We start from the raw sequence: 12,146 nt of genomic DNA on the forward strand, positions 1-12,146 counted from the left end.
AATTGCATCTACAGTTCAGAGGTAGTCATGATCAAGAAAATCGGTGTACTGACGAGTGGCGGTGATTCGCCGGGTATGAACGCTGCGATCCGTGGCGTTGTGCGTGCTGCACTTTCGGAAGGTCTGGAAGTTTTTGGTATTTACGATGGCTACCTTGGCTTGTACGAAGACCGCATGGAACAATTGGACCGTTACAGCGTGTCCGATATGATCAATCGCGGCGGCACTTTCCTCGGCTCAGCCCGCTTCCCAGAATTCAGAGACGACAGCGTACGCGCCAAGGCGATTGAAAACCTGCAAAACCGCGGCATTGATGCGCTGGTGGTTATTGGCGGTGACGGTTCCTATATGGGTGCCAAACGCCTGACGGAAGAAGGGTTCCCTTGTATCGGCTTGCCAGGCACCATCGATAACGACGTGGCCGGTACCGACTACACCATCGGTTTCTTCACCGCGCTTGAAACCGTCGTGGAAGCCATTGACCGCCTGCGTGACACCTCGTCTTCTCATCAGCGTATCTCCATCGTTGAAGTGATGGGCCGCTACTGCGGCGATCTGACCCTGGCGGCAGCCATTGCCGGTGGTTGTGAATTTATCGTGTTGCCTGAAACTGAATTCAACCGTGAAGACCTGGTTTGCGAAATCAAGGCCGGGATCGCCAAAGGCAAGAAACACGCGATCGTGGCGATCACGGAGCACATTTGCGATATCGATGAGCTGGCTCGTCATATCGAACAGGAAACCAAACGTGAAACCCGAGCCACGGTGCTGGGCCATATTCAGCGTGGCGGTTCTCCCGTTGCTTACGACCGTATTCTTGCCTCTCGCATGGGCGCTTACGCTATCGAACTGCTGCTGCAGGGCTACGGCGGGCGTTGCGTCGGTATCCAAAACGAGAAGATGGTGCACCATGACATCATCGATGCGATCGAAAATATGAAGCGTCCGTTCAAGGGCGACTGGCTGGAAACAGCGAAAAAACTGTATTGATCCCGTCTTAATCCGGGCAATAGAAGCCTCCGCATGCGGAGGCTTTTTTTATGTCTTTGTGGTTATATTCCAGAATCGTATAGCCCAACATTTTTTATTCTTTAATTGGTGGGAAAGTTTCTGGCAGGCTCTGATGCTAAATCAACCGATTGAGGTTGCGATTATTTTCCTGGGAGAGCGAGTCAATGCGTAAATGGGGTGTAGGTCTGACAATCATGTTACTGGCGTCCGGTGCCATGGCGAAAGATATCCAATTGCTGAACGTTTCATATGACCCGACACGTGAGTTTTATCAGGAATATAACACCGCATTCGGCAAATATTGGCAGCAGCAGACTGGGGATAACGTGACGGTGCGGCAGTCGCACGGCGGCTCAGGTAAGCAAGCGACGTCGGTGATTAACGGCATTGAGGCCGACGTAGTGACACTGGCGTTGGCCTACGATGTGGATGCTATCGCTGAGCGAGGCCGCATCGATAAAGAGTGGATCAAACGCCTGCCAGACAACTCGGCACCTTATACCTCGACCATTGTGTTTCTGGTGCGCAAAGGAAACCCAAAACAAATTCATGACTGGCCGGATTTGATCAAACCAGGCGTGTCGGTGATTACACCGAACCCGAAAACCTCCGGCGGGGCGCGCTGGAATTACCTGGCAGCCTGGGGTTATGCGTTGCATCAAAACAATAATGATCAGGCCAAGGCACAGGCGTTCGTTAAGGATCTGTATAAAAACGTTGAAGTACTGGATTCCGGTGCGCGTGGCTCAACCAATACCTTCGTGGAACGCGGAATCGGTGATGTGCTGATCGCTTGGGAAAATGAAGCGTTGTTGGCAGAAAAAGAGCTGGGTAAAGACAAATTTGAAATTATCACCCCGAGTGAATCGATTTTGGCCGAGCCAACCGTGTCGGTGGTAGATAAGGTGGTTGATAAGCGTGGTACCCGCGATGTGGCTACTGCTTATCTGAAGTATCTGTATACGCCGGAAGGGCAGACTATTGCGGCGAAAAACTACTATCGCCCACGTGATACGTCAGTGGCCGCCAAGTTTGCCGAGCAATTCCCGAAACTGAAGCTTTTCACCGTGGATGACACTTTTGGCGGTTGGACACAGGCGCAGAAGGTGCATTTCGCGACGGGTGGCGTGTTTGATGAAATCAGCAAACGCTGAGCGTGAATGAGCCACAATAAAAAAACCCCGGCAAGCCGGGGTTTTGTCATTTATCAGCCGAGTGAACTCAGGCTTTTTTAGCGGCAGCAGCGGCTTTGACGATCACAGCGAAAGCATCGGCTTTCAGTGATGCGCCGCCAACCAGCGCGCCATCGATGTCTGGCTGGGTGAACAGCTCGGCGGCATTCTTATCGTTCACGGAACCACCGTACTGGATGATCACTTCTGCAGCGACGGCAGCGTCCTGTTTAGCGATGTGATCACGGATAAATTTGTGTACGGCTTGTGCCTGCGCTGGGGTAGCAGACTTGCCGGTACCGATGGCCCAAATAGGTTCGTAAGCGATAACTGCGCCTTTGAACGCTTCAGCGCCCTGGGTTTTCAGCACGGCGTCAATCTGGCGTGCGCAAACTTCTTCGGTTTTACCCGCTTCGTTTTCTGCGTCAGTTTCACCGATGCACAGTACAGGGATCAGACCGGCAGTTTTCAGTACGGCAAATTTCTCGGCGATCGCAGCATCGGTTTCTTTGTGGTAAGTGCGACGCTCAGAGTGGCCGATGATGATGTATTGCGCGCCAATATCTTTCAGCATGTCAGCGGAAACTTCACCGGTGAATGCGCCGGACAGGTTGACGTCAACGTTTTGTGCGCCCAGAGCAATGCGGCTACCAGCCAGCGCGTGTTTGGCTTGGTCCAGGTACATGACTGGCGGTGCGATAGCAACGCCACAACCGTCAACGCTGCTCAGTTCATTGCGCAGAGCGGCAATCAGTTCGTTAACCATGTGAGTGCTGCCGTTGAGCTTCCAGTTACCCATAACTAATGGATGACGCATGTTTTTTCCTCCAACAAGGGAACGCGAGAGTCGAAATAACCACTGCCGGACCGGCAGTTTACCTGCCCAACAGTATAGAGATGATTAAGCACGAAGGCTTTGCTTTTCGTCATTAAATAGCCCGCTGTTATGGCTCGGATAACGTCAGCTTAACCGGTTCAACAGCGAAAGTTACCCCTTTATCGCCGTTGTCTGACACAACATAACGGATCGCACCGACCTGCTGTTGGTAAAAGCGTGAACCTTTGCCTTTTTCCAGCAGGGTGGCCACTTTGCCCAAGCTTTGATCCACCGTGAGTGCCGTTTCAAACTGGCGCATCAGCGCGGCCATGTAGCTAATAGCAATGGTGCGAGCGGCTTTTTCTTCGCCGGTCTGTTGCAGCGGCAGGTGGGTAATTTGTAGCGTTTTGATTTTGCCGGTGCCTTTTTCCAGTGCGGTAGAGGCGTAGAGATTTTCGTTCAACTTGCTGGCGGCGCGCGTCAGCAGCGGGGTGTCGTCTTCGGCCGTTGCGATAGCGCGAAACTCACCGATCGGTAATTTCGGGTTGTCGCGATTATACTTTTCGCGGAATTCCACCACCGTCAGATCAAACGTCGGCGCTCCGGCGAGCAGGTACGGCGCGGTAGGCGACGCACTGACGGCGGCATCCGGCGGATCGGCCCAGGCGCTGTTGATACTCAATAACAGGCAGGCGATGGCGATGGTTTTTCTCAACATGGTATACACGGCATCAAGAACAAAGATGGCTCCGATTAAAGCGATAACCGAGGGGGATTGTCAAAGATCCCGTGCCATTATCGCTTGCTGGCAGGAAAGCTGTGCGTTACTCCGCGTAATGCAGGGCGGAAACCTTCGCCATGCCGCGCCTATGTTACACTGCACGGCAGATTATGGGCAGGCTAACAACGCAGGATTCAATGACAATACAACAGTGGTGCTTTTCGTTTAAAGGCCGAATTGGGCGGCGTGACTTCTGGATTTGGATGGTGCTGTGGCTGGTACTGATGGCGGTGGCTTTTTCTCTTGCCAGCCGTGAGCTCGTGGATATCCAGACCATTGCCTTCTTTATCGTCGGGCTGCTATGGCCAACGGCGGCGGTGTTGGTGAAGCGGCTGCATGACCGTAATAAAGCCGGTTGGTGGGCGCTGTTGCTGATCGTCGCCTGGTTGCTGGCGGCCGGAAACTGGCAGATGCTGGCACCGGTTTGGCAGTGGGGGGTAGGGCGTTTTATCCCGACGTTGATCATTGTGATGATGATGATCGATTTGGGCGCGTTTGTCGGCACGCCCGAGGATAACCGGTTTGGCCCACCGGCCAAGCCAGTGAAGTTCAGCGCAGACTGAGGATACGGGTTACCAGTAATGTTCGCTGGTGATATGGCCTGGCTTGCGGCGCAGATGCTTGCGCATCTGCCGCTGATCTTTCAGCGTCTGCTGGGTATCCCGCACCATTTGCGGGTTACCGCACAACATGACGTGGTCCGTTTCAGCATTGATCGTTAACCCTACCGCGGCTTCCAGTCGGCCATCCTCAATCAACGCCGGCACACGGCCCGTCAGTGAGCCGGCGACTTCCTCACGGCTTACGACAGTCTGAATGCGCAGTTTGCCGTTGTAGCGCTGTTGCAGCTGTTGCATCAGCGGCAGGTAACTGAGATCGCGTGCAAAGCGGGTGGCATGCACCAGTACCAGATTCTTGAAACGTTCCAGGTCTTTACCCTCCTGCAGAATGGATAGGTATGGGCCGATAGCCGTACCCGTTGCCAGCATCCACAGGGTGTCGCATTCCGGCACTTCGTCCAGCACGAAAAATCCGGCAGCGTCTTTGGTGACCATCACTTCCGACCCCGGCTGTAGCTGATTGAGACGTGGGCTCAGTTTGCCTTCCGGCACGGTGACCAGGTAAAACTCCAGGTTCGGATCGCTGGGGGCGTTGACATAGGAATAGGCGCGTTGCACGCGCTCGCCGTCAATTTCTAGCGCCAATTTGGCAAATTGCCCTGCGATGAAGGGGGCAATGGGGGCGTGGACGGTAATACTGAACAACCCGTCGGTCCACTGCGTGACTTGCGTAACCTTGCCATTAACCCAGTCAGCCATACTCTAAAGCTCCAATGGTCGAATCAAATAAGCGCAATGTCGTGAGCCGGAAATGGCATGTGCGGTACGCTCTATGCGATAGCTGTGACCAAACAGGCGGTGAAACAACTGCAGTTCCGAGTCGCATAGGCTGCTGCAAGCGGTGGCTGCTACGCCAATAGGGCAGTGGTTTTCTACCAGTAGCATACCCTGCGGATGTTCAAACAGCTCGGCCATATAACCATCGTGTTGCCGCAGGCGCACGAGCCGGTTGAGTTTAGCCTGATGGCAAGCCTCCTCGGACAGTTCTTCGGCATAACGTTGATAAAGCTTATCTTCACGTACACTGAGTAACTGTTCTACCCCTTCAGCGCCAAACAGCTGATTCGCAGAATCCAGTAGCGCCGCCGCCAATGTATTGTGGCAATCGGCGAACTGGGCATGACCCTGATGGGTCAGCGACCAGTAGCGCGTAGGGCGACCCACTTTAGTGCGTGCCTCTTCGTAGCAAACCAACTCACGTTTTTCCAGGGATTGCAGATGCTGACGGATGCCCATGGGGGTGATATCCAGACGCTCAGCCAACATTTTGGCGGAATGCGGCCCCAAGGTTTTTAACTGCAATAAAATCAGCTCTGGTGTCTTCATTAACCCAATCCCTATGGCGTTATTTTATTTCAAGATGATGAAAATAATTATCGATTAAATGCTAAAGGTAAACTACTGAAAGTTTGCCATTGTTAACTCTTAAGCGTTAGACGTACAGTTTAATTTACGTGGCTGGTTGCCTTTGCTGCCACTGTGACCAAGATCAATATTTGCCTGAAACTCGCTAAAAAAATTAAATTTGTTAGCTTATGCCGCCATAGAGGGCTGCTCGCCGTTCTGGCCGAATTTCGAGCCAGAACGGGACGCTGTGACGAGTTAATACGTTAACGAAGATAATGAGAAAAATAGAAAACTTTCACCTGCTGGTGATGCTTACCCTGTTGGTGGCTGTCGGTCAGATGGCACAAACCATTTATGTTCCCGTTGTTGCTGATATTGCCAAAGATCTGTCGGTGCGTTCAGGTGCAGTACAGCGCGTGATGGCGGCATATCTGATGACCTATGGCTTCTCGCAACTGATTTACGGCCCGCTGTCTGACCGTATTGGCCGCCGCCCGGTGATCCTGGCTGGGATGATGATTTTCATGATCGGTGCACTGGGCGCATTGTTGTCCAACAGCCTGACGATGCTGGTTGCTGCCAGTGCTATTCAGGGGATGGGTACCGGCGTGGCTGGAGTGATGGCACGTACCATGCCACGTGACCTGTATGCTGGTACATCACTGCGATACGCCAACAGCTTGCTTAACATGGGTATCCTGGTGAGCCCACTGCTGGCGCCGATCATCGGTGGGGCATTGGCGATGGTCTTTGGTTGGCGTGCCTGTTATGCCTTCCTGCTGGTGCTGTGTACCGGTGTCGCTTTTGCCATGTTTCGCTGGCTGCCGGAAACCCGACCGCAGCAGACCGAAAAGCGGCGAATGCTGGCGAGTTTCCGCAAGTTGTTGGGCGATAGCACCTTCAGTTGTTATTTGGTGATGCTGATCGGTGCACTGGCGGGGATTGCCGTGTTTGAAGCCAGCTGTGGCGTGCTGATGGGGGGCGTGTTGGGCTTGAGCGGTCTGACCGTCAGTATTCTGTTTATCCTGCCTATACCGGCGGCATTTTTTGGTGCCTGGTACGCCGGTCGAGACGGCAAGACCTTCCACAGTCTGGTGTGGCACTCCGTCATCAGTTGCCTGTTGGCAGGTCTGATGATGTGGATCCCCGGGTGGTTTGGCGTGATGAATATCTGGACGCTGATTGTGCCGGCTGCATTGTTCTTTTTCGGTGCTGGCATGATGTTCCCGCTGGCCACGACGGGCGCGATGGAACCTTTCCCTTATCTGGCTGGGGCCGCAGGCGCGTTGGTCGGTGGCATGCAAAATATGGGTTCTGGCCTGGCGACCTGGCTTTCTGCCATGTTGCCACAGACCGGGCAGTTCAGCCTCGGTTTGCTGATGTTTGCCATGGCACTGTTGATTCTGCTTTGCTGGTGGCCGTTGTCGAACCGAATGCAGCACCAAGGTCATACCGCATAAAACGAGCAGGGCGCCATCGGCGCCCTGTTTCATTACAGCAGGAATTCGTGCAGTGCCGGGTCTTTGCGATCCAGATAATGGGTTGAACGAATGCGGCGAATGGTGCGTGATTTACCGCGGATTAACAGCGTTTCCGTGGTGGCCATATTACCTTGACGGCTGATCCCTTCCAGTAGGTCGCCTTTGGTGATACCGGTCGCGGAGAAAATGACGTTGTCGTTGCGCGCCATGTCATCGAGCATCAACACCTTACCGGCTTCAATCCCCATCTCTTTGCAGCGTGCCAGTTCTTCTTCGCCGATGCGGCGATTCTCGGCACTTTCCCCCTTCACCTGGTGGCGTGGTAACAGCCGTGCCTGCATATCACCGTCCAGTGCGCGGATGACCGCCGCGGAAATCACCCCTTCAGGTGCGCCGCCGATGCCATACATCACGTCGACTTCGCTGTCAGGCATACAGGTCAGGATAGAGGCCGCCACGTCACCGTCAGGGATGGCAAAGACGCGGACCCCGAGCTGTTGCATGTGCGCGATAACGCCGTCGTGTCGCGGCTTGGCCAGCACGATCACTGTCAGCTGCGACAGAGGTTTACCCAACCGTGCTGCTACATTCTGCAGGTTCTCTGCCAGTGGCAATGTGAGATCGATGGCGCCGCGTGCTGCCGGGCCGACCACCAGCTTCTCCATGTACATGTCCGGCGCGTGCAGGAAGGTACCGCGATCGCCTACCGCCAATACCGCCAGCGCGTTGGACTGGCCCATGGCGGTCATGCGGGTGCCTTCGATCGGATCGACTGCGATGTCTACCGCGTCACCTTGGCCACTGCCGACCTGCTCACCGATATACAGCATCGGTGCTTCATCAATCTCGCCTTCGCCGATCACGATGCGGCCATCGATATCCACTTTATTGAGCATAATACGCATGGCGTTGACCGCCGCGCCGTCAGCGGCATTCTTGTCGCCGCGTCCCAGCCATTTGTAGCCCGCCAGCGCGGCGGCTTCGGTCACGCGGGAAAATTCGATGGCTAATTCACGTTTCATGGCAAAACCTGTCTGTGAGAAGGAAGAAAATATCGGCAAAGTTTATCACAGGGGCTACGGGGAGGGCGGTGCAAAAAAAACGCGCCGCCCGAAGGCAGCGCGTGATAGGGGTTAACAACGCAGAGCGACGTTAATCGTGTTCTTCCCATGCTTGTGCACGGGCAACCGCTTTTTTCCAGCCGCTGTAACGGAAGTTACGTTCGGTGGTTTCAATGCTCGGACGGAATTCGCGCTCGATAACCGCCTTGCTCTTCACCTCATCCAGGTCATTCCAATAGCCGATCGCCAGACCCGCCAGGAAGGCTGCGCCCAGTGCAGTCGACTCACGCACTTCAGGACGCTCTACACGGGTGCCGAGGATGTCAGACTGGAACTGCATCAGGAAGTTGTTAGCAACGGCGCCACCGTCCACACGCAGCGATTGCAGGCGGGTGTTGGAGTCAGCCTGCATGGCATCCAGCACGTCGCGCGTTTGGTAAGCGATAGACTCCAACGTTGCACGGATGATGTGGTTGCTGTTCGCGCCGCGAGTCAGACCGAAGATTGCACCACGGGCATACGGGTCCCAATAAGGGGCGCCCAAACCGGTGAAGGCTGGCACCACGTACACGCCATTACTGTCTTTCACCTTGGTGGCAAAGTATTCGGAGTCGGCTGCATCACTGATCAATTTCAGTTCATCACGCAACCATTGAATAGACGCGCCGCCGATGAATACAGCCCCTTCCAGCGCGTAGTTCACTTCGCCGCGTGGACCGCAAGCGATAGTGGTCAGCAGGCCGTGGTTAGAACGTACCGCTTCTTTGCCGGTGTTCATCAACAGGAAGCAACCGGTGCCGTAGGTGTTTTTCGCCATGCCCGGTTGAACGCACAGTTGGCCATACAGCGCCGCCTGTTGGTCACCCGCGATGCCGGCGATTGGAATACGTGTACCGCCTTTACCCCCGATGTTGGTCTGGCCGTACACTTCCGAGGAAGGGCGGACTTTTGGCAGCATGGCACGCGGGATATCCAGCGCTTCCAGCATGCGCTCATCCCAGTCCAGCTCATGGATATTGAACATCATGGTACGCGAGGCGTTGGTGTAATCGGTCACATGCACCCGCCCTTGGGTCATTTTCCACACCAGCCAGGTATCGACGGTACCGAACAGCAGCTCGCCGCGTTTGGCGCGTTCACGGGCGCCTTCTACGTTATCCAGGATCCATTTAACTTTGGTGCCGGAGAAGTACGGGTCAACCACCAGGCCGGTGTTGTGACGGATGTACTCTTCCATGCCATCGCGTTTGAGCTTCTCGCAAATGTCAGCGGTACGACGGCATTGCCAGACGATGGCGTTATAAATTGGCTTACCGGTCTCTTTCTCCCAGACGATGGTGGTTTCGCGCTGGTTGGTGATGCCGATACCGGCGATTTGATCGGAATTGATGTCGGCTTTCGCCAGCACTTCTACCAGCGTTGAGCTCTGCGATGACCAAATCTCCATCGGGTCATGCTCAACCCAGCCCGCTTTCGGGTAAATCTGCGTGAACTCACGCTGGGATACCGCAACAATATTGGCATCGTGGTCTAGCACTACGGCACGTGAACTGGTGGTTCCCTGGTCGAGCGCGACAATGTATTTTTTTTCTACAGTCATGATTTTAGTCCTGCTGTTGTTAACCGTTTTAAACTGTGCCAATCACGCTTTACGCTGCTGAGCCTTGGCGGCGGGTTTTTCTTCTTCTACGCAAACGTCACACGGCAGATTGCGGCCAATGAGCATGCGGTAGCCGAAGGCACCCAGGCAGGCCCCGATGATTGGACCAAAAATTGGCACCAGGAAGTACGGAATATCACGTGCACCGGTGAAGGCCACTTTGCCCCAGCCCGCCAGATAAGCGAACATTTTAGGACCGAAGTCACGCGCCGGGTTCAGAGCAAAGCCAGTCAATGGTCCCATAGAGGCGCCGATCACGGCAATCAGAATACCAATTAACAGAGGGGCCAGTGGGCCACGCGGAATGCCGTTGCCGTCGTCGGTCAGCGCCAGGATCAGGCACATCAGAATTGCGGTAATCACGGTCTCTACCAGGAAGGCCTGGCCGACAGAAATGTGCGCGTTAGGATAAGTGGAGAAGATGCCAGCCAGGGCAAGGCTTGCATCACTGCCGCGAACCATATGATTGGCTGCTTCAAAGTCGTAGAACAGGTTGTAATACAACCCGTAGACCAAGGCTGCTGCGCAGAAGGCTCCGGCGATCTGCGCGACAATGTAAGGAAGTACTTTGCGTCCGTCAAAGCAGGCGAACAGCCACAGTGCGATGGTGACTGCCGGGTTGAGATGCGCACCGGAGATGGCAGCGGTCAGATAGATAGCCATGGCAACGCCGAGGCCCCAAATGATACTGATTTCCCATTGGCCGAAGCTGGCGCCAGCCAGTTTCAGCGCGGCAACGCAGCCTACGCCAAAGAATATCAACAGGCCGGTGCCGAGGAACTCAGCGATGCACTGGCCTTTTAGGGTCGGACTGGTGGTTTGGCTCATAATGTTGTTGTCCTGCAAAACGGCGGTTATAGGTTTATAGGCTCAGCGAGCGTATCGATTTGGCCTATGGGTACAGTTTTTTCATCTCGTCCAATTATTAATTGAGGACGTGATGTAAATTTATCGTTAACGAACATAAACGAGAAATAGCGAAATCAAAATGTGTGTGCTTCGTCATAAAATTGAGCGAATTCGCGTCGTTCTGTGTTCTTTCTGCGCCATAAAAGTGTGATCTGACCAGTGCTTTCGCCACCGATTGTTAACAAACCGATTTTGCGGGCTGCGGGTATTTTCAGTTTTTGCTGATGGCGAAGGCAGGAAAATTGCAACAGACTGCGCGATGAGCCGGATGTTGCTAGACAGTCGGGGACAGGCTACTTACAATCGTTTTTATCGAAAGAAGCGTTTTATCGGGACAGGCGCGTTATTTTCAATAAAAGCGTGTGTCACTTGGCGCGATGCATATTCGCAGCAGTTGCAACCTGAGTTGCGGCCGTTACCTATAGATGTACGCCTTGCTATCATGAGGGGACTGAAGCATGTCATTTGAAGTATTTGAGAAATTGGAATCAAAAGTTCAGCAGGCGATCGATACCATCACCCTGCTGCAGATGGAAATTGAAGAGCTGAAAGACAAAAACAATACTCTGTCTCAGGAAGTTCAGGCTGCCTCTGGCAACCACGAATCGCTGGTACGTGAAAACCAGCAACTGAAAGAAGAGCAGCACGTATGGCAAGATCGCTTGCGCGCGCTGTTGGGCAAAATGGAAGAAGTCTGATTCCGTATTGCACGATCGAAAAGGGCGCCTTAGGCGCCCTTTTTCATATCTGAAGATTACTCGATGTCGAGCGGGTCTTCAGACAGAATAATACCGGTATTGTCGGCGTACAAATGGTCACCGGAGAAGAACGTCACACCGCCAAAGTTAACGCGGATGTCGCTTTCACCAATGCTTTCACTGGCGGCGCCGACAGGAATGGCTGCCATCGCCTGAATGCCGATATCCAGTTCTTCCAAATCGTCCACCTGACGCACGGCACCGTAGACCACGATGCCTTCCCATTCGTTCTGGGTTGCCAGACGCGCCAATTCTGCATTGATCAGAGCACGGCGTACTGAGCCGCCACCGTCAATCACCAGAACGCGACCGCGCCCGTTTTCTTCAAGTAGCTCGAATAACAGGCCGTTATCCTCAAAGCATTTCACCGTAGTGATTTGCCCGCCAAATGAAGTACGCCCGCCAAAATTGGAGAATAGAGGCTCAACTACGTTCACCTCTTCATGATAGATGTCGCAAAGTTCGGAAGTATCGTATTTCATAGGATTTTACGTCTGTTTGCCGCTGGAATAACCAGTATATCCCTTTA

13 protein-coding genes are annotated in these 12,146 nt (G+C 54.0%); 5 read left to right on the forward strand and 8 right to left on the reverse strand.

Features of this window, described 5'->3' with window-relative positions; translation table 11 throughout:
- Window positions 1-27: 27 nt before the first annotated feature.
- Both pfkA and AC2FCQ_RS19835 read left to right on the forward strand, forming a co-directional pair.
- On the forward strand, window positions 28-990 hold the full coding sequence (gene pfkA / locus AC2FCQ_RS19830; RefSeq protein ID WP_209640046.1) for a 6-phosphofructokinase: 963 nt from the start codon (window positions 28-30) through the stop codon (window positions 988-990).
- A gap of 185 nt (window positions 991-1,175) precedes the next feature.
- Window positions 1,176-2,165 (forward strand): sulfate ABC transporter substrate-binding protein, encoded by a 990-nt coding sequence (locus AC2FCQ_RS19835; RefSeq protein ID WP_265556747.1) that lies wholly within the window; start codon window positions 1,176-1,178, stop codon window positions 2,163-2,165.
- Window positions 2,166-2,232: 67 nt separating this feature from the next.
- Here AC2FCQ_RS19835 and tpiA read toward each other — a convergent pair whose 3' ends face one another.
- Both tpiA and AC2FCQ_RS19845 read right to left on the reverse strand, forming a co-directional pair.
- A complete protein-coding gene (tpiA, locus tag AC2FCQ_RS19840) occupies window positions 2,233-3,000 on the reverse strand; it encodes a triose-phosphate isomerase (RefSeq protein ID WP_012147479.1) in 768 nt (255 codons plus the stop codon).
- 127 nt (window positions 3,001-3,127) lie between these two features.
- Window positions 3,128-3,718 carry a DUF1454 family protein gene (locus AC2FCQ_RS19845; protein WP_490308900.1) on the reverse strand — a complete coding sequence of 197 codons (591 nt, stop codon included), beginning with the start codon at window positions 3,716-3,718 and terminating at the stop codon, window positions 3,128-3,130.
- A gap of 200 nt (window positions 3,719-3,918) precedes the next feature.
- Between AC2FCQ_RS19845 and AC2FCQ_RS19850 the strand changes: the two genes are divergently transcribed.
- The gene (locus tag AC2FCQ_RS19850) at window positions 3,919-4,344 is read left to right on the forward strand and encodes a DUF805 domain-containing protein (protein ID WP_037425588.1); all 426 of its coding nucleotides are present in this window, start codon (window positions 3,919-3,921) and stop codon (window positions 4,342-4,344) included.
- 9 nt (window positions 4,345-4,353) lie between these two features.
- Here the strand turns inward: AC2FCQ_RS19850 and fpr are convergent, their stop codons facing one another.
- Together fpr and AC2FCQ_RS19860 are read right to left on the reverse strand one after the other, a co-directional pair.
- On the reverse strand, window positions 4,354-5,100 hold the full coding sequence (gene fpr / locus AC2FCQ_RS19855) for a ferredoxin--NADP(+) reductase (protein ID WP_209640038.1): 747 nt from the start codon (window positions 5,098-5,100) through the stop codon (window positions 4,354-4,356).
- Between the two features lie 3 nt (window positions 5,101-5,103).
- Entirely contained in the window at window positions 5,104-5,727 is a 624-nt protein-coding gene (locus tag AC2FCQ_RS19860; protein ID WP_209640036.1) for a helix-turn-helix transcriptional regulator, read from the reverse strand.
- 296 nt (window positions 5,728-6,023) lie between these two features.
- Between AC2FCQ_RS19860 and emrD the strand changes: the two genes are divergently transcribed.
- Window positions 6,024-7,208, forward strand: coding sequence for a multidrug efflux MFS transporter EmrD (emrD, locus tag AC2FCQ_RS19865; protein WP_209640034.1), 1,185 nt, complete (start codon window positions 6,024-6,026; stop codon window positions 7,206-7,208).
- 32 nt (window positions 7,209-7,240) lie between these two features.
- Here emrD and glpX read toward each other — a convergent pair whose 3' ends face one another.
- The 3 genes from glpX to AC2FCQ_RS19880 form a co-directional block, all read right to left on the reverse strand.
- A complete protein-coding gene (gene glpX, locus AC2FCQ_RS19870; RefSeq protein WP_265556744.1) occupies window positions 7,241-8,251 on the reverse strand; it encodes a class II fructose-bisphosphatase in 1,011 nt (336 codons plus the stop codon).
- 130 nt (window positions 8,252-8,381) lie between these two features.
- Complete coding sequence (gene glpK, locus AC2FCQ_RS19875) at window positions 8,382-9,890, reverse strand: glycerol kinase GlpK (RefSeq protein ID WP_209640029.1); 1,509 nt, start codon at window positions 9,888-9,890, stop codon at window positions 8,382-8,384.
- Between the two features lie 42 nt (window positions 9,891-9,932).
- On the reverse strand, window positions 9,933-10,778 hold the full coding sequence (locus AC2FCQ_RS19880; protein ID WP_037425575.1) for an MIP/aquaporin family protein: 846 nt from the start codon (window positions 10,776-10,778) through the stop codon (window positions 9,933-9,935).
- A 539-nt stretch (window positions 10,779-11,317) separates the two neighbouring features.
- On the opposite strand from AC2FCQ_RS19880, the gene zapB reads away from it, so the two are divergent.
- The gene (gene zapB / locus AC2FCQ_RS19885) at window positions 11,318-11,557 is read left to right on the forward strand and encodes a septal ring assembly protein ZapB (protein WP_012147470.1); all 240 of its coding nucleotides are present in this window, start codon (window positions 11,318-11,320) and stop codon (window positions 11,555-11,557) included.
- Between the two features lie 56 nt (window positions 11,558-11,613).
- Here the strand turns inward: zapB and rraA are convergent, their stop codons facing one another.
- The gene (gene rraA, locus AC2FCQ_RS19890) at window positions 11,614-12,099 is read right to left on the reverse strand and encodes a ribonuclease E activity regulator RraA (RefSeq protein ID WP_020837546.1); all 486 of its coding nucleotides are present in this window, start codon (window positions 12,097-12,099) and stop codon (window positions 11,614-11,616) included.
- Window positions 12,100-12,146 lie beyond the last annotated feature (47 nt).

It is taken from the genome of Serratia sp. CoH_134_PS_4, assembly GCF_058190535.1.

Excerpts from the sequence above, each read along its gene's own strand:
- AC2FCQ_RS19835 (WP_265556747.1), top strand. The coding sequence starts at position 1,176 with ATGCGTAAATGGGGTGTAGGTCTGACAATCATGTTACTGGCGTCCGGT.
- pfkA (WP_209640046.1), top strand. The coding sequence starts at position 28 with ATGATCAAGAAAATCGGTGTACTGACGAGTGGCGGTGATTCGCCGGGT.
- glpK (WP_209640029.1), bottom strand. The coding sequence starts at position 9,890 with ATGACTGTAGAAAAAAAATACATTGTCGCGCTCGACCAGGGAACCACC.
- AC2FCQ_RS19880 (WP_037425575.1), bottom strand. The coding sequence starts at position 10,778 with ATGAGCCAAACCACCAGTCCGACCCTAAAAGGCCAGTGCATCGCTGAG.
- rraA (WP_020837546.1), bottom strand. The coding sequence starts at position 12,099 with ATGAAATACGATACTTCCGAACTTTGCGACATCTATCATGAAGAGGTG.
- zapB (WP_012147470.1), top strand. The coding sequence starts at position 11,318 with ATGTCATTTGAAGTATTTGAGAAATTGGAATCAAAAGTTCAGCAGGCG.
- fpr (WP_209640038.1), bottom strand. The coding sequence starts at position 5,100 with ATGGCTGACTGGGTTAATGGCAAGGTTACGCAAGTCACGCAGTGGACC.
- glpX (WP_265556744.1), bottom strand. The coding sequence starts at position 8,251 with ATGAAACGTGAATTAGCCATCGAATTTTCCCGCGTGACCGAAGCCGCC.
- tpiA (WP_012147479.1), bottom strand. The coding sequence starts at position 3,000 with ATGCGTCATCCATTAGTTATGGGTAACTGGAAGCTCAACGGCAGCACT.
- emrD (WP_209640034.1), top strand. The coding sequence starts at position 6,024 with ATGAGAAAAATAGAAAACTTTCACCTGCTGGTGATGCTTACCCTGTTG.
- AC2FCQ_RS19850 (WP_037425588.1), top strand. The coding sequence starts at position 3,919 with ATGACAATACAACAGTGGTGCTTTTCGTTTAAAGGCCGAATTGGGCGG.
- AC2FCQ_RS19860 (WP_209640036.1), bottom strand. The coding sequence starts at position 5,727 with ATGAAGACACCAGAGCTGATTTTATTGCAGTTAAAAACCTTGGGGCCG.
- AC2FCQ_RS19845 (WP_490308900.1), bottom strand. The coding sequence starts at position 3,718 with ATGTTGAGAAAAACCATCGCCATCGCCTGCCTGTTATTGAGTATCAAC.